We start from the raw sequence: 20,471 nt of genomic DNA, 5'->3' as shown, positions 1-20,471 counted from the left end.
TATAATAACACAGTACATATCCCAAGGTTGATTAAAAAAGAGAGGTTTGTCACAGATGGGCTATCATTTTTCCGCTTATATGTACCGCCTCCGTTCGATCCAGCGCTGGAGCCTGATGCGCAGCACCGCCAATGAAAACGTGGCCGAGCATTCTTTCCACGTGGCGCTCTTGTCCCATCTTCTGTGCGAGATCGGCAACGAGAAGTTCTGCTGCAAGCTGAACGCGGAGCGCGCGGCCACACTCGCTTTGTTTCACGATGCGACCGAGGTGTTTACGGGCGATATTCCGACGCCCGTCAAGCATCATAATCCGAAGCTGCTGTCCAACTTTCGGGAAATGGAGAATATCGCCGCGGAGCGGCTACTGTCCATGGTTCCCGCCGAATTGCGGCAGGTGTATGCCCCGCTGCTTGCTCCGGGCCGCCATCCCGGATCCGAAGAGGATGCCGAGCTGCTCAAGATAGTCAAAGCGGCGGACAGTCTGGACGCCTATTTGAAATGCGCCTGGGAGCTGGCCGGCGGAAACCGCGAATTTGCCGTCGCCAAACAGCAGCTTCAGGAGAAGCTGGACCGGCTGAATCTGCCGGAAGTGGCATATTTCTTAGAACGCTTTGCCCCGAGCTTCGAAATGACGCTCGACGAGCTGTCCAAAGATGAGGAACCCCTGTAATCCCGGTATAATCGAAAAGCAACAAGCCCCTGCTGCCGCGGGACGCGGAAACAGGGGCTTTGTATATTGCGGGTTTGACCGCCGCTATCAAGCGGAGCCACACCCTATTTAAGCGGCGCTTAACCGTTGACGATATCTCCGCCATTGACATGGATAACCTGTCCGCTTATGTAGGACGAATCGTCACTGCCCAGGAATACATAAGCGGGGGCCAGCTCTTCCGGTTGGCCGGGGCGCTGCATCGGCGTGTTGCCGCCGAATTTGGACACTTGCTCCGCGTCGAAAGTCGACGGAATGAGCGGCGTCCACACGGGTCCCGGCGCGACGGCGTTGACGCGGATGCCCTTTTTGCCGACGATATTCATCGACAGGGCCCGCGTAAAGCTGACAATCGCCCCTTTCGTCGCGGAGTAATCGATCAAGGTCGGATTTCCTTTATATGCGGTAACCGAGGCCGTATTGATGATCGCACTGCCTTGTTTCAGGTGCGGCATCGCGGCTTTCACGAAGTGGAACATGGAGAAAATATTGGTGCGGAACGTCCGCTCGAGCTGCTCCGTCGTAATATTCACAATTTCCTGCTGCGGATGCTGCTCGCCCGCATTGTTGATCAGAATATCCAGGCCGCCGAGTTCGTCGACCGTTTGCTTGACGGCTTGCTGCGCAAACTTTTCGTCGCCGACATCGCCCGGAAGCAGCAAACATTTGCGGCCTTCCTGCTCGACCTCGGCTCTGGTCTTGTTCGCGTCTTCGTGCTCGTTCAAATATACGATCGCGATGTCCGCGCCCTCCTTGGCATAGGCCACGGCGACCGCACGGCCGATTCCGCTGTCACCTCCGGTGATCAGGGCGACTTTGCCCCGCAGCTTACCGGCGGCCAAATAAGCTCCCTCGTATTCGGGGCGCGGATGCATGTCCGTTTCCATTCCCGGCTGCCGGTTCTGATGCTGGGCCGGCATCGTCTCTTTAGGTTGTCCGTTTCCTGACATGGTGCATTCTCCTTCCGTTGGTAGTAAAGATTGCCTACCCGTCTAGGATAAGCGTACAAGCTGAAGCTTATGCCATAACTTGAATCATCGGGTAACAGCCCGAACGGGTATGACCCGCTTCAAACCTTTACTTACCACCGGGAGGGAAAAGCCAAACAGCCCGGACCAAGTCAAACGCTAAAAAGAAATGCCAAAACGGTCGAAGAACCATGAATCGTCATAAATACGCCGGGAGGCATATTTGTCGCGAAGGAGTTCGGCCGAATCAAGGATGACGCTTTCATTCCGCAAAATCTCGGGACCGCCGAACCGGCTGATCAGCTCCCGGCAGGCGGCGATGCGCCGCTCGTTCAAGTGAAGGCAGGCCAGTCTCAACAGATCCGCTTCCCACTTGTTGCCGCTGTCATCGCTTGGAAAGTTATGCCTGAATACCTGCATAAGCGCCACTTGAGGGACGATTCGGCAAATACCGCCGAACAGCCAGACTCGAAGCGAGAATTCGGCCGTCTCCAGCTCCTTGCTGCTGAATCCGTCCGCCATGCCGCCGATATCCTGGAACCTCTCTCTGCTTAAGGCAAAGCATTCCCCGCTAAGCCATGGAATTTCGGTCCCGGACCCGATCCTCGGGAAATCGTAAACCGATTGCAGCAGGACGCCTTCGGAGCTGCGCTTGGGCTTGGCCCGCGATGATTCATGCAGCGTGAAGGCGGGCGAGACGCAATCCGCCGCCCCGGCGATGAGCGGCTCCAGCAGCAGCTCCATCCACTCGTCTTCAAAATACAAACGGGGGCTGCAAAAGATCAAATATTCCCCCGTGGCATGGGCCGCCGCTAGATTCCGGGAAGGGACGCCGCTTTGTCCCCTAAGCATTCTGATAGGCCTAGGAAACTTGTAGTTCATCAGAAAATCGCAGCATCCGTCGATCGAACCATCATTGACGATAATAACTTCATAGGAAAGCAGGGTCCGTGATACCTTCAGCGATTCCATGGTCATGAACAAATCGACTCCGTCATTCTTGACCGTAATGATGATAGAAACCGTTGCTTGGAAGGACATAACAGTTCTCCTTAAAGACAAAAATGATAAAATATATGATTCCATAATAACCCAATTCATGCTTCCAGTAAATACAAACAAAACTAATAGTTTATTACCTTTGCCTCTCAATCTAACTATGGTAAATACAGGAGGGGTTATATGGACTACGATGCTTTGGGCAGAAGACTGCGGCAAGAACGGCATAAAATGAACTTGACCCAGGAAAAACTCGCCGAAAAAATCGAGGTTTCCGATGCATACATAGGACAAATTGAGCGCGGCGAACGAAGCCTGTCGCTCGATACGCTCGTCAAGCTGGCCAACCAGCTCGGCGTGACCGTGGATTATTTGCTCCATGATTCCATCGAAGTTAATGACGACCAATTTATGAACCAAATCCGCCAGATCATGACCGACCGCTCGGCCAAGGAAAAACAGCTGGCGCTGGACGTGATCAAGCTGATGTTCGCCCATTTGGACGACATGGTAAAATAACATAGCAAAGGCCTGCCGGAAATCCGGCAGGCCTTTGCTATGTACTAAATGATATGGCTGTAAACCATAAAGAACGTAATCAGCAGCACGCATACGCACAGCAGCGTACTGAACGTACGCAGCTTGCCCGCAGCCTGCGCGGCTCCGCTGTTGGAACGGATGCTCTCCAGCATCTGGCGCAGCGGCTTGCCGATGATTCCGCTGAACGCGCCGATCGCCAGCAGCAAAACGACGACAATAATCATCCATGGGATCGAATATTCACCTTGAGTCATCAAGTAGCCTCCGGTCAGCAGTTGGACGGCGAGTCCGATTTGCGCGTAGGTGTTCAGCGTTTTGACGGCCGACACCGTGCCTTCCTGCGCAGCCGGGGACAGCTTGGCCACTTTAGCGAACACAATCGGCAGGATCAGGTAAAATCCTAATGATAGAGCTCCCACAATATGAAGGAACAACATTACACCGTACATGTCTAATCATAACCGCCTTTCATCGTCAATTAAATTTGTTACAATCTATTATACCCATACTTTACCGCAAAAGAAAGGAACCTTCCCGTAAATGAAAAGGTTCCTTCTTTCATAGATTCACAATTCGGATATACTCAGCCTTTTACGACCTCGATAACATTCCGGACCGATGATGCCGATTTGTCCAGCGCCGCTTTTTCGTCCGCCGTCAGCTCCAGTTCGAATACTTTCTCGATTCCGCCTCCGCCCAAAATGGCCGGAACGCCCATAAACAGGCCGTCGTAGCCGTACTCGCCTTCCAGCAGCGCAATGACCGGCAAAATCCGCTTCTTGTCTTTCAGGATCGCTTCCGTCATTTGCACCAGCGATGCGGCCGGCGCATAGTAGGCGCTGCCGTTGCCGAGCAGGTTCACGATCTCGCCGCCCCCGACGCGCGTACGCTGTACGATTGCGTCGATGCGTTCCTTCGGCAGCAGCGTTTCGATCGGAATGCCGCCGACACTGGAGTACCGCACGAGCGGTACCATGTCGTCGCCATGGCCGCCGAGCACGAAGCCGCGCACATCTTCGACCGACACGTTCAGCTCCTGCGCGATAAACGTGCAGTACCGGGCGGTATCAAGTACGCCCGATTGGCCGATGACGCGGTTTTTCGGGAAACCGAGCGCCTGATAGGCCGCATAGGTCATCGCGTCCACCGGGTTGCTCAGGATAATGACGGTGGAATCCGGGCAATATTTCTTCACGTTTTCGCAAACGGAAGTGACGATTCCCGCATTCGTGTTCACGAGATCGTCCCGGCTCATCCCCGGTTTGCGGGCGATTCCGGCCGTGATAATGACGATATCGGATCCCGCCGCGTCCTCGTAGGAGGATGTGCCGACGATATTGCTGTCGAAGCCTTGGACCGGGCTCGCTTCAAGCATGTCGAGCGCCTTGCCCTTCGTAGGGTTCTCCAGCTGCGGAATATCGAGCAGCACGACATCCCCGAGTTCCTTCTGCGCGAGCATTAGTGCGGTCGTCGCCCCGGTGAAGCCGGCGCCGACAACGGTGATTTTTTTGCGTTGAATAGCCACGTTGATCAAGACCCCCTACATATTTTTAATAACTTGATCCGCGAATTCGGAGCATTTCACTTCGGTAGCGCCCTCCATCAGGCGGGCAAAGTCGTAGGTTACCGTCTTGTTGTTGATCGAAGTTTCCAGGCCCTTGTAGATAAGATCCGCCGCTTCCTGCCAGCCCAGATGCTCAAGCAGCATGACGCCGGACAGAATGACCGATCCCGGGTTGACGACATCCAGGTCGGCGTATTTAGGCGCCGTGCCGTGCGTGGCTTCGAAGATCGCGTGTCCCGTCACATAGTTGATGTTCGCGCCCGGCGCGATCCCGATGCCGCCAACTTGGGCCGCCAACGCGTCGGACAAGTAGTCGCCGTTCAGGTTCAAGGTCGCGATCACGTCGAAATCGGTCGGACGCGTCAGCACCTGCTGCAACGCGATATCGGCAATCGCATCCTTGATGATGATTTTGCCGGCTTCCTGGGCTTCCTTCTGCGCCTGATTGGCCGCATCCGCGCCGGACTCTTCCTTGATCCGGTCGTACTGGGCCCAAGTGAATACCTTGTCGCCGAATTCCGCTTCGGCCACTTCATAGCCCCAGTTTTTGAACGCGCCTTCCGTAAACTTCATAATATTGCCTTTGTGCACGAGCGTCACACTCTTGCGGCCGTGTTTGATCGCATATTCGACGGCGGCGCGCACCAGGCGTTTCGAACCCTCTTCCGAAACCGGCTTGATGCCGATGCCGGACGTTTCCGGGAAGCGGATCTTCTTGACGCCCATTTCGTTCTGCAGGAAGGACAGCACCTTCTTCACTTCTTCGGAGCCTTCCTTGTATTCGATTCCCGCGTAGATGTCTTCGGTATTTTCCCGGAAAATAACCATGTCCACGAGCTCCGGACGCTTCACCGGAGAAGGCACGCCATCGAAGTAGCGAACCGGGCGGAGGCATACGTACAGGTCGAGCTCCTGGCGCAGCGCTACGTTAAGTGAGCGGATACCGCCGCCGATCGGCGTCGTGAGCGGACCTTTGATCGCCACAATATACTCGCGAATAGCGGTCAGCGTATCGGCCGGCAGCCATTCCCCGTATGTATTGTAGGCCTTCTCACCGGCAAACACTTCGTACCAGGCGATCTTCTTCTCGCCGCCGTAAGCTTTGTCCACCGCGGCATCCAGCACGCGCTTCGACGCTTTCCAAATGTCCCGGCCCGTGCCGTCTCCCTCGATAAAAGGAATGATCGGGTTGTTCGGCACCTGAAGCTTGCCGTCTTCGATAACGATTTTATCGCCTTCGGTCGGAAGGCTGAACTTCTCCAATTGCAGCATATTTATATGTTCCTCCTAACAATGAATTGGTTTCGAGCGAATTGGCGTTGATAGCAAATCCTTATGAAAATCATTGTAACACAAACGGCAACCCGGTTTCCCGGGTTGGCCAAGTGTTTTATCTCAAATCGATCGGAATGTAACGCTGATTGGTCGCCCCGGTGTATTCCGCGCGCGGCCGGATAATCCGATTGTCGTCCAGCTGCTCCAAAATATGCGCGGTCCATCCCGACAAACGGCTGATCGCAAAAATCGGGGTAAACAGATCCGTCGGAATCCCCAACATCGTGTACACGGAAGCGGAGTAGAAATCGACGTTCGGCTTCAATCCCTTTTGACCGGTGACAAGCTCCTCCACTTTGACCGAAATATCGTAAAGGGTCGTGTCGCCCTTCATCAGCCCGAGCTGACGGGACATTTTCTGCAGGTGCTTCGCCCGCGGATCGCCGTTCTTGTATACGCGATGCCCGAAGCCCATAATCTTCTCCTTATTGTCCAGCTTCTTGCGGATATACGGTTCGGCCGCTTCGAGCGTGCCGATTTCGCTCAGCATCCGGCTGACCGCCTCGTTCGCTCCTCCGTGCAGCGGGCCCTTCAATGTTCCGATGGCCGAAGTCACGCCGGAATAAATATCCGATAAGGTTGCGATCGTCACGCGGGCGGAAAACGTGGAGGCATTGAGCTCATGGTCCGCGTGCAGCACCAGCGCCTGATCCAAAGCACGTACGGCCACCGGATCGGGCTCTTCGCCGGACAGCATATAAAGGAAATTGTGAGCCAAGGATACGTCCTTGAGCGGTGCGACGGGCTCTTTGCCTTCGCGAATCCGGGCGAAAGCGGCAATGAGCGTCGGCAGTTGGGCCTGAAGCTTGATCGCCTTGATCTGATTGCTTTCTCGGTTGTTGTCATTCGCATGCTCGTCGTACAAAGCCAAAGCCGACACCGCAGTACGCAAAACGGCCATCGTATTCGCTTCGCGGGGATACAGCTTCATTTGCTCTAGTACCGCCTCAGGAACCGGCGCATATTCGCCCAGCTGCTCCTGCAGGGTTGCCAACTGTTTCTTGGTCGGCAGCTTGCCGTACCAAAGCAAATAAGCCGTCTCTTCATAGCTCGCGCGCTCAGCCAGGTCGTCAATGTTAAACCCGCGATAGGCGAGGACCCCATCGTGAATGGAACTGATCGATGAAGTTGCTGCCACAACACCTTCCAAACCTTTGGTAGCTGTCATAGTACATCTCTCCTTTAGAAACGAAATAAGAGCCAAACAAGCCAATGAAAACATTTTCAATTTAAAAATTCAAAATTTTCAGAGCAGTGCGAAAGATAGCCCCTGGCTAAGGCATAGCCCCCAGTGTGGCCCGTAAATTAATCATACTGGATTTTAGAAAGCAAGGGAACCCGATCCGCCCAGACGGAAACATCAAATTGTTTTATCACCTTCATAAAGGATTTTTTGTAATCGTTTTCTTTTATCAGCGACATATATCACATCTTCCATTATTAATTGTGTAGAAAATCCAGATTTTTACACGATGCCGAATTCCTATTGAATTCTATACCTTGTTTCCGGAATACAAAAACAGGCTAAGTAATAGGGTAGAAGAAGACCTGTCCGAAAAGGGGGAATGCAGCTTGGATCATACGATGACGAAGCGACTGCTCCGGGGCGGCTGGGTATGTATCGTCCTGGTCCTGTTGGCCTTCGGACTATACTGGCTGCTGCCGTTAATCTATCCGTTTCTGATCGCCTGGCTGATCGCCTATGCGATGAACCCGCTCGTCCGCTGGCTGCAGTCGGCCGCCAAACTGCCGCGCTGGCTGGCGGTCACTACCGCGCTGATCGCCTATGTCGGCGGAACCTTGATCGTCCTCTCGGCCGCGGTCACCCGGCTTGTCAAAGAGCTGATTGCGCTGTCGGAAACGCTCGATTTCCATATAGCGGAGTGGCGAAAATGGTTTGTGGAATGGAGCCAAAGCGAGGGAATCCAAAATATCATCAATGAAATCAACCGCTTTATCGCGGATAACCCGGGCTATGAAAATACGATCAACAAAAATATCGACACCACCACCTCGACGATCAGCTCGGCCATATCGAAGCTGCTCGGAAGTCTTTTGAACGGGATCGTAGGGGTGCTGACCTCGCTGCCCAACCTGGGGCTCATCCTGATCGTCATCCTGCTGGCGGCTTTTTTTATCAGCAAAAACTGGGAACGCAATATGCGCTTCCTTTCCGGCCTGGTCCCATCCCCGTTCCGCAAGACCGGAGGCGAAGTGTGGCGGGATCTGCAGAAAGCGCTGTTCGGATATTTCCGCGCCCAATTCATCATGATTTCGATCACCGCCGTCATCGTGTTCATCGGGCTGCTCATCCTGCGCGTGGACTCCGCTTTTACCTATGCGATTCTGATCGGATTTGTCGACCTGCTTCCTTATCTCGGCGTCGGAACGGTAATGGTCCCCTGGCTGCTTTATGCCTTTATGACGGGAGATGTCGGGTTCGGCATCGGGCTTTCGATTCTGTACGGCGTCATTCTGGTGGCGAGACAACTGCTCGAGCCAAAGGTGCTGGCCACCAGCGTCGGGCTCGACCCGCTGCCGACCCTGATCTCCATGTTCGTCGGGCTGAAGCTGTTCGGGGTGTTCGGGCTCATCATCGGCCCCGTTTCGTTCGTCGTCTTCGGAGCCGTCCTACGCGCGGGCGTGCTGCGGGATCTGCGAAACTATATTCTGAACGGCAGGCTGCGGTAGCATGGCTGATCGGCTAAATTTACATCTCCTCCGGAAATTTTAGGCCGATAAGACTGAGGCCGTTACGAAGCGTGATTTGCACACATTGTACCAAGGCCAGCCTAGCCGAACGCAAAGCGCGGTCCTCCGTCAAGATCGGACAATCGTGATAAAAGCGGTTGAACGCTTGCGCCGCATCCACCAGATAGCGGGTGACGATCGAGGGCTCCAGTTTGGCCGCGGCCTGCTCCACCTTTTCCGGAAACAGGGACAATTGCTTCACCAGCGCAAATTCGGCTTCTCCGGTCAGGCTATCGAATGCATTATCCGGTTCAACATTCGTTCCATTGCCGTCGGGATACTCCGGAGACAAAGCCGCTTGTTCCTGCCGGCCCGCCCCCTTACGCAGAACGCTGGAAGCCCTGGCGTAAGTATATTGGACATACGGCCCCGTTTCCCCCTCAAAGCTTAGCGCGTCCTCCCAGGAAAACTCGATGTCCTTGATCCGGTTCCCGCTGAGGTCGTTGAAAATGACCGCGCCGACCCCGACTTGCCTTGCAACCTCCTCTTTATGCGCCAGACCCGGGTTTTTCGACTCGATAATCTCGCCGATTTTCGAAATCGCCTGCGTCAAAAGCTCCTCCAGCTTGACGACATTGCCTTTTCGCGTGGACAGGCTGGCCCCTTCCAGACTCACCCGCCCGAACGGAACATGCACCAGATCCTGTGCCCAGTCATATCCCATCAGCTCCACCACCTTGAACCACTGGCGGAAATGCAGACTTTGCGAATAATCCGTTACATAAATGGCTTTGTGAAAATCATACGTATCCTTCCGGTATATCGCCGCCGCGACATCGCGCGTATGGTACAGCGAGCTTCCGTCCTGCTTCAGCATTAAAGCCGGTGCCATATCATAATCGTCAAGCCGGACGAGCCAGGCGCCCTGATCCTCCACAAGCAGTCCCTTTTGCTTCAGCTCCTGGATCACGGGACCCATCCGGTCATTGTAGAAGCTCTCCCCGGTTACGAAATCAAAAGTGACGCCGAGCAGCTCGTAAATCTTGGCAAATTCGGCCAGGCTTACGTCCACGAATTTCCGCCACAGGGCAAGCGCCTCCTCATCCCCCCGCTCCATCTTGGCGAACCAGGCTCTGGCCTCTTCCTCCAGCGCCGGATCGCGCTCCGCCTCTTCATGAAAGCGCACATACAAGCCCAGCAGTTCGTCGATCGCTCCCTGTTCCAGCTTGGCAGAATCTCCCCAGCGGCGGTAGGCCGTGATCAGCTTGCCGAACTGGGTGCCCCAATCTCCGAGATGATTAATTCCGACGCAGCGGTATCCGAGAAAATTGAAAATGCGGTAAAGGGCGGCACCGATCACCGTGGAGCGTAAATGCCCGACATGAAACGGCTTGGCGATATTGGGCGAGGAGAAATCGATCACGATCGTTTTCCCCTCCCCGGCCGTTTGCGAGCCGTAGTTCTCCCCCGATGACAAAATGCCCGGCAAGACCTCCCTGGCGGCCGCCGTCCGGTCCAGGCGGATGTTCAAATAACCCGATACCGCGGACACGTTGGCGATGACGTTTTCTCTATTCCCTCCTTGGATGCCGTCGGCCAATTCTTCCGCGATGGCGGTTGGAGACTTGCGCAGCGCTTTGCTGAGTTTGAAGCAGGGCAGGGAGAGATCACCCATGGCCGGGCCGGGCGGAACCTCCAGCAGCCCGCGGATTTCCTCCGCCGGGATTCCCTCCAGTAACGAAGCTACATTTGCGGCGATGCGATGTTTGAATTGATCCATAACCGATGCTCTCCTTTTATTATTTTGGTTTGTTGCCATCGTGCAAAATAACTGGATTTCCTCCTGTTAATTTTGTGAAAACTCAAATCAAAACCAAATCAACTGGAAAATCTGCATCTAATCCGCCGCTTTTTCTATATCAACCGGGGGTACCCGTTAAAATAACCGGAGGTTTTCCAGTTGATCTGCCCTTCCCCCCGAAATAAAAAAAGTCCACCGTCTCCAAATCAGAGACGAGAGACTTGATAGTTTCCCGCGGTACCACTCTAAGTGCATGAGCAAAGCTCAGCCACTCTTCCGGATAACGGCCGGTCGCCGGGATAGCCTACTGCCGCTATTAAAGCATAGCGCCAACCTTCGGCCATCCATCTCCCGGGCCCGCTTCCTTCACGTTCTCCATACCGGCTCCCACCCTTCCGGCTCGCTGTCATGGCGACTATCGCAAAGTACTGTCCCGTTCATCGATATTTCATCAATTAGTTAAAAATATTTATATAGGATAAACTCAGAAAAGTCAACGCCGGAAAAAAGTAATGGAGCCGTCCTTGATTTTTTTGCCGATCCACTTAGTCAGCACCAGCCGGTAAAGCGGTCGCGTCAGCGGAAAGACCATCGTAAACCCGATCAAATCCGTAATAAATCCCGGAAACAGCAGCAAAATCCCGCCGCCGTAGACGCAAATGCCGTCGATCATCATTCGCCCCGGAACCCGGTTATCGACCATTTGGGCTTTCGCGTCAGCCAGTATCTTCCGTCCCTCGAACTGCATCATTAATCCCCCGATGACCGACGTAGCCAGCGTGAGAAACACGGTTTTCCAAAGGCCCAATCTCTCGGCAACCTCCACATATCCCCAAAATTCGATAATGGGAACCACAACAATCAAAACGGCAATCCATTTACGCATATAATAACTCCTTTGTTTAGCAGCATATCATCCTATTGATGCCAAAAAACTTACTTATAAGAGTATTGTACCGTTTTGATTCCCCGGAATCAAAATTTGCTGGCTTCCTCGAATGCCGCGTACCAGTCGGGAAACACCTTCTTGAACTGCACCGGCTTGAAGTCCTCCCGCCGGACCACATAATGGGTCGACGTTCCCTCCACGCAAAGCTCGCCTTCTCCGTTTCGGACCTCGTATCCGTACTCCGTCTTCACCCCGCCGTTCTGCTTGATCCAAGTTTTCAGCAACACTTCGTCGCCGTAACGGATGCCTTTTTTGTATTCGATCCGCAATTCCTGTACGGGCGAAATGTATCCGGCCCGCTCCATATCGATATATTTAAAGCCCAAATCCTCGATCAGCTTGGTGCGGCCCGTTTCAAACCAGCCCAAGTAATTGGCGTGATAAATGATGCCCATCATATCGAATTCATAATATTTGGGCTCGATGACTAATTCGCTGACATACAAGATAAGTACGCCTCCTTCCTTGCTCCTATGATGTTAAAAAAGCAATGGTAGATCCGTTTCCGGCCTCCCCATTGCTTTATTAATAAAGTATATTGATCTCTTTAACCTATTTGCGTACTTGTCCGATCTTAATCAGGTTCGTCGATCCGGATTGTCCCAGAGGGATACCCGCCGTAATAACAACCAGATCGCCTTCCTTCACGAGGCCGGAATCCAATCCGCCCTTCATGGCGTTGTCGAACATTTCGTCCGTGGAAGTCGCCACTTGGCCTTTCACCGGCGTTACGCCCCAGTTCAGGGCAAGGCGGCGAAGCGTTTGATCTTCGGTAGTTACAGCGATGATCGGAGCTTTCGGACGGTATTTGGATACCATGCGAGCCGTATAACCGGTTTCGGTCGAAGTGATGATCGCCTTGGCGTTCAGTTCAAGAGCGGAGTTGGCCACCGCTTGGCTGATCGCTTCGGTAACGGTCGTTTGCTGCGCGTTGCTTTGTTTGATGAAGATTTCGCGGTATTCCAAAGCGGATTCCGCTTTTTCGGCGATGCGGGACATCGTCAGTACGGATTCTACCGGATATTTCCCGGCAGCCGTTTCGCCGGACAGCATGATCGCATCGGTACCGTCGAAGATCGCGTTCGCTACGTCGCTCGCTTCGGCGCGTGTCGGTCTCGGGTTACGCTGCATCGAATCCAGCATTTGCGTAGCCGTAATAACCGGTTTGCCGACGCGGTTACATTTCTCGATCATGCGTTTTTGTACCAGAGGCACATCTTCCGCAGGAATTTCCACGCCAAGGTCGCCGCGGGCTACCATCAAACCGTCGGAAACTTCCAAAATTTCATCCAGGTTATCGACACCTTGTTGGTTCTCGATCTTGGAGATGATTTGGATATGAGTGGCATTATTGCTTTCCAGCAATTGACGGATTTCAAGCACGTCGCTGGCTTTACGTACGAAGGAAGCCGCAATGAAATCGATGCCTTGCTCGATCCCGAATCTGATATCGTTAGCGTCTTTCTCTGTGATGCCTGGCAGGGAAATGGCCACGCCGGGTACGTTTACGCCCTTCTTGCTCTTGATCGTTCCGCCGTTGACGATGCGGCATTTGATCTCGGTTCCTTGAATATCCAGCACGGTCAGACCGATCAAACCGTCATCGATCAAAATGGTCGAACCGACTTCCACGTCTCCCGGAAGATCGCTGTAAGTGATGGAGATACGGTCCTTGTCACCAAGAATTTCTTCCGTGGTCAAGGTGATCAGCTCATCTTGCACGAGCTCAATCGGTTCTTCCTTCAATTTGCCGGTGCGGATTTCAGGACCTTTGGTGTCCAGCAGTATGGCGACAGTTTTCCCCAGCTCTGCACTCGCTTGACGGATCGTTTTGATCCGGTTTCCATGCTCCTCGTAATCTCCGTGGGAGAAGTTCAGGCGAGCGACGTTCATTCCAGCCATAATCAGTTTCTTGGTGTTTTCTAACGATTCACTGGAAGGACCGATAGTACATACGATTTTTGTTTTGCGCATTTTGGGTTTCCTCCGTTTATTTTGTTCTCTCTATACATCTTTTCCAACAATTAAATTTACTACAATTCTCCCGATTTGTATAGGAAGTTTATCATATTGTAACAACAGTAAATTAGTCGTTGCTTACTAGTGTGGAGCCATCATTTACAAGCTCTTCCACAGTTGGTTCTTTTACCCCGGCTTCTTCGCTTTCCACGGTATCCCCATGGGGAATCGCATCGAGCTTCTCCTCGGCAAATTCGCCGATTTTGCGGAATTTCAGGTATCGGTCCTCCACCAGCTCGTCCGGGTGCATCTGCGACAAATCCTCCAAATGGCGCAGCAGCCCTTCCTTGATCGCCGCCGCGGTCGCCTCGTAATCCCGGTGGGCGCCGCCCCGCGGTTCCGGAACGATCTCCTCGATGACTTCCATCTCCAGGAGGTCCTGGGCGGTAATCTTCATCGCTTCGGCCGCCTGATCCGCTTTGGAGGCATCCTTCCAAAGAATCGAGGCCGCCCCATTCGGGGAAATGGCCGAATAAATCGCGTTCTCCAGCATGAGCACGCGGTTGCCTACGCCGAGCGCAAGCGCCCCGCCACTGCCGCCTTCGCCGATGACGACGCAGACGACCGGCACGCGCAATCTGGCCATCTCCAGCAAATTGCGGGCGATCGCTTCGGACTGCCCTCTCTCTTCGGCGGTGCTCCCCGGGTAAGCTCCCTTGGTATCGATCAAGGTAATGATCGGCCGGCCGAACTTCTCCGCCTGACGCATCAGCCGGAGCGCCTTGCGGAACCCTTCCGGATGGGGGCTGCCGAAGAAGCGGGCGATATTGTCCTTCGTGTCCTTGCCGCGCTGCTGGCCGATGACCGTAACCGGCTTCCCGGCAAGCTTGGCCAGTCCCCCGACGACCGCAAGGTCGTCCCCGAACAGACGGTCCCCGTGCAGTTCAAGGAATTCGTCGAATATGATCCCGATCAAATCCAGCGAGGTCGGACGCTGATGATGGCGGGCCAAATGCATTTTTTGCGAGGGCGAGATATTGCTGTAGATCTCTTCCTCAAGCTGCTTATAGCGTTCTTCGAGCCGGGCGATTTCCTCGCTGAAATCGATCCCCTTCTCCTGGCCGAATTGCTCAAGCTCCTGTATCTTCTCGCGGAGCTTCACGAGAGGCGATTCAAAAGGCAATTCACCTGCCACTCTATACTCCTCCCTTCACGCCGTGCAAATCCAACAGCCGGGCCAGCGTCGCTTTCAGCTCTTTGCGATGGACGACCATGTCGAGCTGTCCGTGCTGCAAATTGAATTCCGCCGTCTGGAAATCGTCCGGCAGCTTCTGGCGGATCGTCTGTTCAATGACGATTCGTCCGGCAAAGCCGAACACCGCTCCCGGCTCGGCGATAATAATATCGCCAAGCATGGCGAAGCTGGCCGAAACGCCCCCGGTGGTCGGATCCGTAATGACCGAGATAAACAGGCCGCCCTGCTCGTCCAACCGGGCCAAAGCGGCGCTCGTTTTGGCCATCTGCATCAGGCTTAGAATACTTTCCTGCATCCGCGCCCCGCCGGAGGTCGAGAAAATAATCATCGGAAGCCGTTTCTCGGCGGCCGCTTCGATCGCTCTCGTTATTTTCTCGCCGACGACCGAGCCCATGCTGCCCGTAAAGAAGTCGAAGCTCATCACCGCCACAACCGCCGGAAATCCGCCGATTGTTCCTTCTCCGGTGACGACGGCTTCGCGAAGTCCGGATTTCAGCTTTTGCTGCTCCAGTTTGTTCGCATATCCCGGAAACTGCAGCGGATCGACGGAAACCAAATCGGCGTCGTATTCCGCAAAGCTTCCCTCATCCAAAATCATCCGGATGCGTTCCAGAGCGTTAAGCCGCATATGGTATCCGCAAGAGGGGCAAACTTTCAAATTTTTTTCCAGCTCTTTACTGTATTGGATGCTGCCGCAGCGGCTGCATTTATTCATCAGACCTTCCGGAATTTCACGTTTCGGCCGGTCTCCCGGCTGCGAATTTGGATCGCTCCCCAAACGTTCTGAAGGAATGGTCGCGTATTTTCTTTTTTTCTGAAATAAATCTTTAAACACAGCTACACCTCTTCAGCCGTTAATGTTTTTGGCCGCATCACAGCAAGACAAGGAAATTAGTCCGTAACGAGCTGATTTCCTTGCCTCTAAGGATGCAATATCGTATTAAGAACCTCTTGAACCTCTTCCAGTTCACCGGACGGCACCAGAATTTCAAACTGCTGTTTGGATAAATTAACAGGGCGAGTTTGGACAAGAAAGCCTTCTTCGGTGAGTTTCGTCTTGATCATTTCCGCAACTTTGGCGGTAGGCGCAATGTACATTACGGTCCACATGTCCCTTACTAAGCCCCCTAACCTCATCTTTGAGCCCCTATATAATAGAGTAATGATAACATAATTTTCAAAAATCCCGCAACAAAGAGAGGTTTAAAGGCATTTAAGGGCCAAAGTTCCCGAATTGCAAAATACTGGACGGAGGGCGGAACCGGTGCAGTCAGACTTGTTCTCCGCCGGCGCCGTAAATGGCGGCGTTCGAACTCCGGTGGGCGATTCTCGCCGATGCCGCAGCCGCGAGTCCGGCCACAAGATCATCCAGAAATACATGGATATGCGGTCCTTTATTGTTCAGCCTGCCGATAATTTCAGGCTTGACCTTGTCCAAATAGCCGAAGCTTGTCAGCCCGATCATGCCGAACACGCTCGTAATCCCAAGCGCCATCGTCTCATCGACTCCGTACAAAGGCTCATCCGCCTCGAGAATCGATTGAAGCGGCTCGTTAAGCGCTCCCTGCTCGGCCAGTTCATCCAAGGCGATCCCCGTAAACAAAGTGTATTGAACCTCACGTTTTTGCAGCACCGCCTTCACGCTCTCCACACATTGCTCCATTTCCAGATCGTCATGATACGGAAGCTGGAGCGAATATACGATTTCGGCGATATCCGCGAGCCGTACCCCGCGGCGCAATAGCATCGCCTCGGCGATTTCATATGACATGTTCATCCCTCCCGTACCCGTAGGGGCATTCCCCGGGTCTTTCCCGCCCTCCCGGCACCCGGCCACATTCATCCGGCAGGAGTCGGCTACCCGTGTTCCTAAGTGTATGCGGGGAAATGATGAAATGTTCGTTAAAATATAATCAATGCAAAAGCGCCTCTGCCGAGCTTACTTCACTCTTACTGTTTCCGGGCCGAGCAGCTGCTCCATTTGCCGGAACAGCTCCGGCGACGGCTTGATATTGTAGCGCTCGCTGAGCGCGAGCAGCTTGCCGGTGCTCTCGTAGAACAGCACGGTCGGCAGCGGGCCGGGATGAAGCTCGAGCACCGCTTTGAGCTGCTCCAGCAGGCGCGCGTTCTCCGCCGCGGCCGCAATCTTGACGAAGACGCGCTGCCGGGCGGGCGTCTTCCGCCCGCGCCCGTCCGGCGCGTGCCCGCCGGTGTCCGGAGCGCCGCCCTGCGCCGCTGCCGGCGCTTGGGCGGGCGCTGACGGCGCGGGCGCGGTTGCCGCCGGGCGGGCGGCCTTGGCCGCGGCGCCGCCCGGCCCGGCGTTGCTGCGGCCCGCGCGCGCGGCGAGGCCGCGCTTCAGCTGCGCGACGCTCTCCGCGCTAAGCGGCGCCAGTTCGTCGGCCAGCAGCTTGAAGCCCTCGTCCTGCTGCTGGACGGTGGCGCGCAGCGCCAGCAGCGCGCCCTTGGTCACATGGCGCGCCGAGCGCCGCCATACCTCGGGGAACAGCACGACCTCGCACCGCTCGATCTGGTCTTCGAGCTCCATGAAGGCCATCGCCTTCCCCTGCTTGGTCGTGATCGCCTTCACCGATACGACCATCCCGGCGACGATCGCCTTGCTCTCGTCCGGCGCCTCGGAGAGATCCATCAGCCGGTCCGCCCCTTCGCGTTCCAGCAGCTCGTCATAATCGTCGAGCGGATGGCCGGACAAGTACAGCCCCAGCAGCTCGCGCTCCAGCTCAAGCTGCTGGGTCGCCGTAAATGCGGGGACTTCGGGATATTCGATGTCCCAATTCGGCGTCTCCACGAAATCGAACAGCTGAATTTGCAGATCCTCCCGCTCCTTGCGCCATTTCATCGCCGCCTCGACCGTCTCGTCGAGCATCGCGAGCAGTTGGGCCCGGTGACCCGGCAGGCTGTCGAACGCCCCGCCCTGAATCAGCGACTCGATCACGCGCTTGTTGCAGACGCGCAAGTCGACGCGGCGGCAGAAATCGAGCAGGCTGTCGAACGGCCGCTCCTCACGCTCCTGCAAGATGCTCTCCATCGCCTGGGTGCCGACATTTTTGATCGCCGCCAGCCCGAAGCGGATCACGCCGAGCGAACCGGCGGTATCATCCGTACCGGCCCCGTCTTCCTCAGCCTCCGTGCCTGCGGGCACGGTTGTCAGGCCCACGCCCGCCCGGGCCTGCGGCGTAAACAGCACACCGCTCTCGTTGACGTCGGGCGGAAGCACCGTAATGCCCATGCGTCGGCATTCCACGATATATTCCGCCACTTTGCGGTGGCTGCCCATGACGGCCGTCAGCATCGACGCCATAAAATGCACCGGATAATGGGCCTTCAAATAGGCCGTCTGAAAAGCGAGCACCCCGTATGCCGCGGCATGCGCTCGGTTAAAACCGTAGTTTGCGAAGCGCACGATCATATCGTACACCGCGTTGGCATCCTTCTCGGCGTACCCTTGAGCAATGCTGCCGGCGACGAAATGCTCCCTTTGCTCATCCAGAACTTCGCGTTTCTTCTTCGACACCGCCCGGCGCAGCAGGTCCGCTTCCCCGAGCGAGAAGCCGGCCATGACCGAGGCGATCTGCATGATTTGTTCCTGGTAGACGATGATGCCGTACGTATCGCCAAGGATCGGCTCCAGGTCCGGATGAGGATACTCGATGGTCGTGTCCCCGTGTTTCGAGGAAATGAATTTCGGAATAAATTCCATCGGCCCCGGACGATAAAGCGCCACGACCGAGACCACATCCTCGAACCCCGTCGGCTTAAGATCGCGGAGCACCCGCCGGCAGCCGGAGGATTCCAGCTGGAATACGCCCGTCGTCTCCCCGGAACCGAGCATGGCATAGGTCAGGGGATCGTCATCGGGGATCGTGCGGAAGTCGGGGCTTTGCCCGGTCTGCTCCTCGATCCAGCGCATGGAGCGCTCGATGATGGACAGGGTGCGGAGGCCGAGGAAATCCATCTTCAAGAGGCCGACCGCTTCCAGATTTTCCATCGAATACTGGGTCAGGGCCACGCCTTCGCCGCCCGCCTGCAGCGGCACCGCATCCGTAAGCGGATCGCGGGAAATAACGACCCCGGCCGCATGGGTGGAGGCGTGGCGCGGCATGCCCTCCACCTTGCGCGCCATATCGATCAGGCCCCTGATCCGGGCCTGCGTATCATAAAGCTGCTTTAAATCCGGGCTTTCCTGCAAAGCCCGGTCGATCGTCATCCCTAAATGCCCGGGGATCAGCTTGGCGACCTTGTCGACCTCGCCGAACGGCACGTTCAGCGCCCGGCCGACATCGCGGACGGCCGCGCGGGCGGCCATCGTCCCGAACGTGATAATCTGCGCGACATGCTCGGACCCGTATTTGTCCGTCACATAAGCGATGACCTCGTCGCGCCGCTCGTCGCTGAAGTCGATGTCGATATCCGGCATCGTGATCCGTTCGGGGTTGAGGAACCGTTCAAACAACAGCTTGTATTTGATCGGATCGACATTCGTAATCCGCAGCACGTAAGCCACGAGGCTGCCCGCCGCGGATCCCCGGCCCGGCCCGGTCGCGATGCCGTGGCGGTGCGCATAGGCGATGAAATCCCATACGATGAGAAAATAGTCGGAAAAGCCCATGCTGGCGATAACCTTCAGTTCGTAATCCAGCCGCTCCCGCAGCTTGGACCGCTCCGCCTCATCCCGCCACTCCGGCAAATGCCCGTACCGTTCCTCCAGCCCTTGCCCGCAAAGCGATGCGAGGTAACTTTCCGGGGTCATCCCCTCCGGAATCGGCCGGTATGCCGGCAAAATATGCCGGCCGAACTCCAGCTCCAATTCGCATTTATCGGCAATTACGGCGGTGTTGGCGATGGCCTCGGGGAGATGGGGGAACAGCGCGGCCATTTGCTCGCCGCTTTTCAGATAAAGCTGGCTCGTTTCCATCTTAAGCCGGTCCTCGTCGTCGACGGTTTTGCCCGTGCCGATGCAGATCAGCACATCCTGTACCTCCGCGTCCCCTTCCCCTAGATAATGCACGTCGTTGGTCGCCACAAGAGCGATTCCCGTCTCCCGGGCAAGTTCAACCAGCAGCGGGTTGACCTTTTTCTGCTCCGGCATGCCGTGATCCTGCAGCTCCAGGTAGAAATCCTCGCCGAACGCCTCCCGGTAGCGCAGCGCGGCCCGCTTCGCCTCCTCCATGCGGCCGTGCAGCAAATGCTGCGGCACTTCGCCGCCGAGGCAGGCGCTGAGACAGATCAGGCCTTCCTTATGTCGCTCAAGCACCTCCCAATCGATCCGCGGCTTATAATGGAAACCCTCCAGATGGCCGATCGAACAAAGCCGCATCAGATTGCGGTATCCGGTTTCGTTCTTGGCCAGCAGAATCAGATGGTGGATCGGCTGGTCCTTCCGGCTTCCCCGCTCTTTCCGCGACGCCGCCGTAAAATACATCTCGCAGCCGATGATCGGCTTGATGCCGTGCTCCTTGCACAATTTATAAAAAGGAATCGCGCCGTACATCACGCCGTGGTCGGTGAGTGCCAGCGATTTCATGCCAAAGCCGGCCGCTTTGGTTACGAGATCCTCCAGGCGCGCGGCGCCGTCGAGCAGACTGTATTCACTATGTACGTGCAGATGAACGAAGCTATCCATGCGTTCCATTCCTTCCTTAATCAAAACATTTGTTCCCTTTTTAAATATTTTATCATACAT

At 55.4% G+C, this 20,471-nt stretch carries 18 protein-coding genes and 1 other annotated feature; of the genes, 3 read left to right on the top strand and 15 right to left on the bottom strand.

The features are described from left to right. The first annotated feature begins 55 nt into the window (after positions 1–55). Positions 56–670, top strand: a complete 615-nt coding sequence (gene yfbR / locus V3851_RS21395) for a 5'-deoxynucleotidase (protein ID WP_331848578.1) — start codon at positions 56–58, stop codon at positions 668–670. A 119-nt stretch (positions 671–789) separates the two neighbouring features. On the opposite strand, the gene V3851_RS21390 is transcribed toward yfbR, so the two are convergent. Together V3851_RS21390 and V3851_RS21385 are read right to left on the bottom strand one after the other, a co-directional pair. Next, the gene (locus V3851_RS21390) at positions 790–1,659 is read right to left on the bottom strand and encodes an SDR family oxidoreductase (protein ID WP_331848577.1); all 870 of its coding nucleotides are present in this window, start codon (positions 1,657–1,659) and stop codon (positions 790–792) included. 177 nt (positions 1,660–1,836) lie between these two features. Continuing rightward, positions 1,837–2,718, bottom strand: coding sequence for a glycosyltransferase family 2 protein (locus tag V3851_RS21385; RefSeq protein ID WP_331848576.1), 882 nt, complete (start codon positions 2,716–2,718; stop codon positions 1,837–1,839). Between the two features lie 141 nt (positions 2,719–2,859). Between V3851_RS21385 and V3851_RS21380 the strand changes: the two genes are divergently transcribed. Beyond that, complete coding sequence (locus V3851_RS21380) at positions 2,860–3,195, top strand: helix-turn-helix domain-containing protein (protein ID WP_331848575.1); 336 nt, start codon at positions 2,860–2,862, stop codon at positions 3,193–3,195. Between the two features lie 44 nt (positions 3,196–3,239). Here the strand turns inward: V3851_RS21380 and V3851_RS21375 are convergent, their stop codons facing one another. The 4 genes from V3851_RS21375 to V3851_RS21360 form a co-directional block, all read right to left on the bottom strand. Continuing rightward, positions 3,240–3,665, bottom strand: coding sequence for a hypothetical protein (locus V3851_RS21375; protein ID WP_331848574.1), 426 nt, complete (start codon positions 3,663–3,665; stop codon positions 3,240–3,242). A gap of 134 nt (positions 3,666–3,799) precedes the next feature. Beyond that, on the bottom strand, positions 3,800–4,741 hold the full coding sequence (gene mdh / locus V3851_RS21370) for a malate dehydrogenase (RefSeq protein ID WP_331848573.1): 942 nt from the start codon (positions 4,739–4,741) through the stop codon (positions 3,800–3,802). 15 nt (positions 4,742–4,756) lie between these two features. Further along, positions 4,757–6,052 carry an NADP-dependent isocitrate dehydrogenase gene (gene icd, locus V3851_RS21365; RefSeq protein WP_331848572.1) on the bottom strand — a complete coding sequence of 432 codons (1,296 nt, stop codon included), beginning with the start codon at positions 6,050–6,052 and terminating at the stop codon, positions 4,757–4,759. A 118-nt stretch (positions 6,053–6,170) separates the two neighbouring features. Beyond that, on the bottom strand, positions 6,171–7,283 hold the full coding sequence (locus tag V3851_RS21360) for a citrate/2-methylcitrate synthase (protein WP_331848571.1): 1,113 nt from the start codon (positions 7,281–7,283) through the stop codon (positions 6,171–6,173). Between the two features lie 404 nt (positions 7,284–7,687). Here V3851_RS21360 and ytvI point away from each other — a divergent pair, with 404 nt between their 5' ends. Then, positions 7,688–8,806 carry a sporulation integral membrane protein YtvI gene (gene ytvI / locus V3851_RS21355; RefSeq protein ID WP_331848570.1) on the top strand — a complete coding sequence of 373 codons (1,119 nt, stop codon included), beginning with the start codon at positions 7,688–7,690 and terminating at the stop codon, positions 8,804–8,806. Between the two features lie 19 nt (positions 8,807–8,825). On the opposite strand, the gene argS is transcribed toward ytvI, so the two are convergent. From argS to V3851_RS21310, 9 genes are all read right to left on the bottom strand, one after another. After that, the gene (gene argS / locus V3851_RS21350) at positions 8,826–10,586 is read right to left on the bottom strand and encodes an arginine--tRNA ligase (protein WP_331848569.1); all 1,761 of its coding nucleotides are present in this window, start codon (positions 10,584–10,586) and stop codon (positions 8,826–8,828) included. Positions 10,587–10,812: 226 nt separating this feature from the next. After that, positions 10,813–11,057 (bottom strand) — a binding site (T-box leader). Positions 11,058–11,100: 43 nt separating this feature from the next. Further along, a complete protein-coding gene (locus tag V3851_RS21345; protein WP_331848568.1) occupies positions 11,101–11,493 on the bottom strand; it encodes an FxsA family protein in 393 nt (130 codons plus the stop codon). A gap of 89 nt (positions 11,494–11,582) precedes the next feature. Beyond that, positions 11,583–12,002, bottom strand: coding sequence for an acyl-CoA thioesterase (locus V3851_RS21340; protein WP_331848567.1), 420 nt, complete (start codon positions 12,000–12,002; stop codon positions 11,583–11,585). Between the two features lie 106 nt (positions 12,003–12,108). Further along, positions 12,109–13,530, bottom strand: a complete 1,422-nt coding sequence (gene pyk, locus V3851_RS21335) for a pyruvate kinase (RefSeq protein WP_331848566.1) — start codon at positions 13,528–13,530, stop codon at positions 12,109–12,111. Between the two features lie 112 nt (positions 13,531–13,642). Further along, positions 13,643–14,710, bottom strand: coding sequence for an acetyl-CoA carboxylase carboxyltransferase subunit alpha (locus tag V3851_RS21330; protein WP_331848565.1), 1,068 nt, complete (start codon positions 14,708–14,710; stop codon positions 13,643–13,645). A gap of 1 nt (position 14,711) precedes the next feature. Next, a complete protein-coding gene (gene accD / locus V3851_RS21325; protein ID WP_331848564.1) occupies positions 14,712–15,605 on the bottom strand; it encodes an acetyl-CoA carboxylase, carboxyltransferase subunit beta in 894 nt (297 codons plus the stop codon). 86 nt (positions 15,606–15,691) lie between these two features. Further along, a complete protein-coding gene (locus V3851_RS21320) occupies positions 15,692–15,880 on the bottom strand; it encodes a glutamate decarboxylase (protein WP_331848563.1) in 189 nt (62 codons plus the stop codon). 160 nt (positions 15,881–16,040) lie between these two features. Further along, on the bottom strand, positions 16,041–16,541 hold the full coding sequence (locus tag V3851_RS21315; protein ID WP_331848562.1) for a phosphatidylglycerophosphatase A family protein: 501 nt from the start codon (positions 16,539–16,541) through the stop codon (positions 16,041–16,043). A gap of 168 nt (positions 16,542–16,709) precedes the next feature. Continuing rightward, positions 16,710–20,411 (bottom strand): DNA polymerase III subunit alpha, encoded by a 3,702-nt coding sequence (locus V3851_RS21310; RefSeq protein WP_331848561.1) that lies wholly within the window; start codon positions 20,409–20,411, stop codon positions 16,710–16,712. Between the last annotated feature and the right edge of the window lie 60 nt (positions 20,412–20,471).

The organism is Paenibacillus haidiansis, from assembly GCF_036553665.1.
Classification (GTDB): domain Bacteria; phylum Bacillota; class Bacilli; order Paenibacillales; family Paenibacillaceae; genus Fontibacillus; species Fontibacillus haidiansis.
This window is presented reverse-complemented; position numbering and strand designations above follow the sequence as displayed.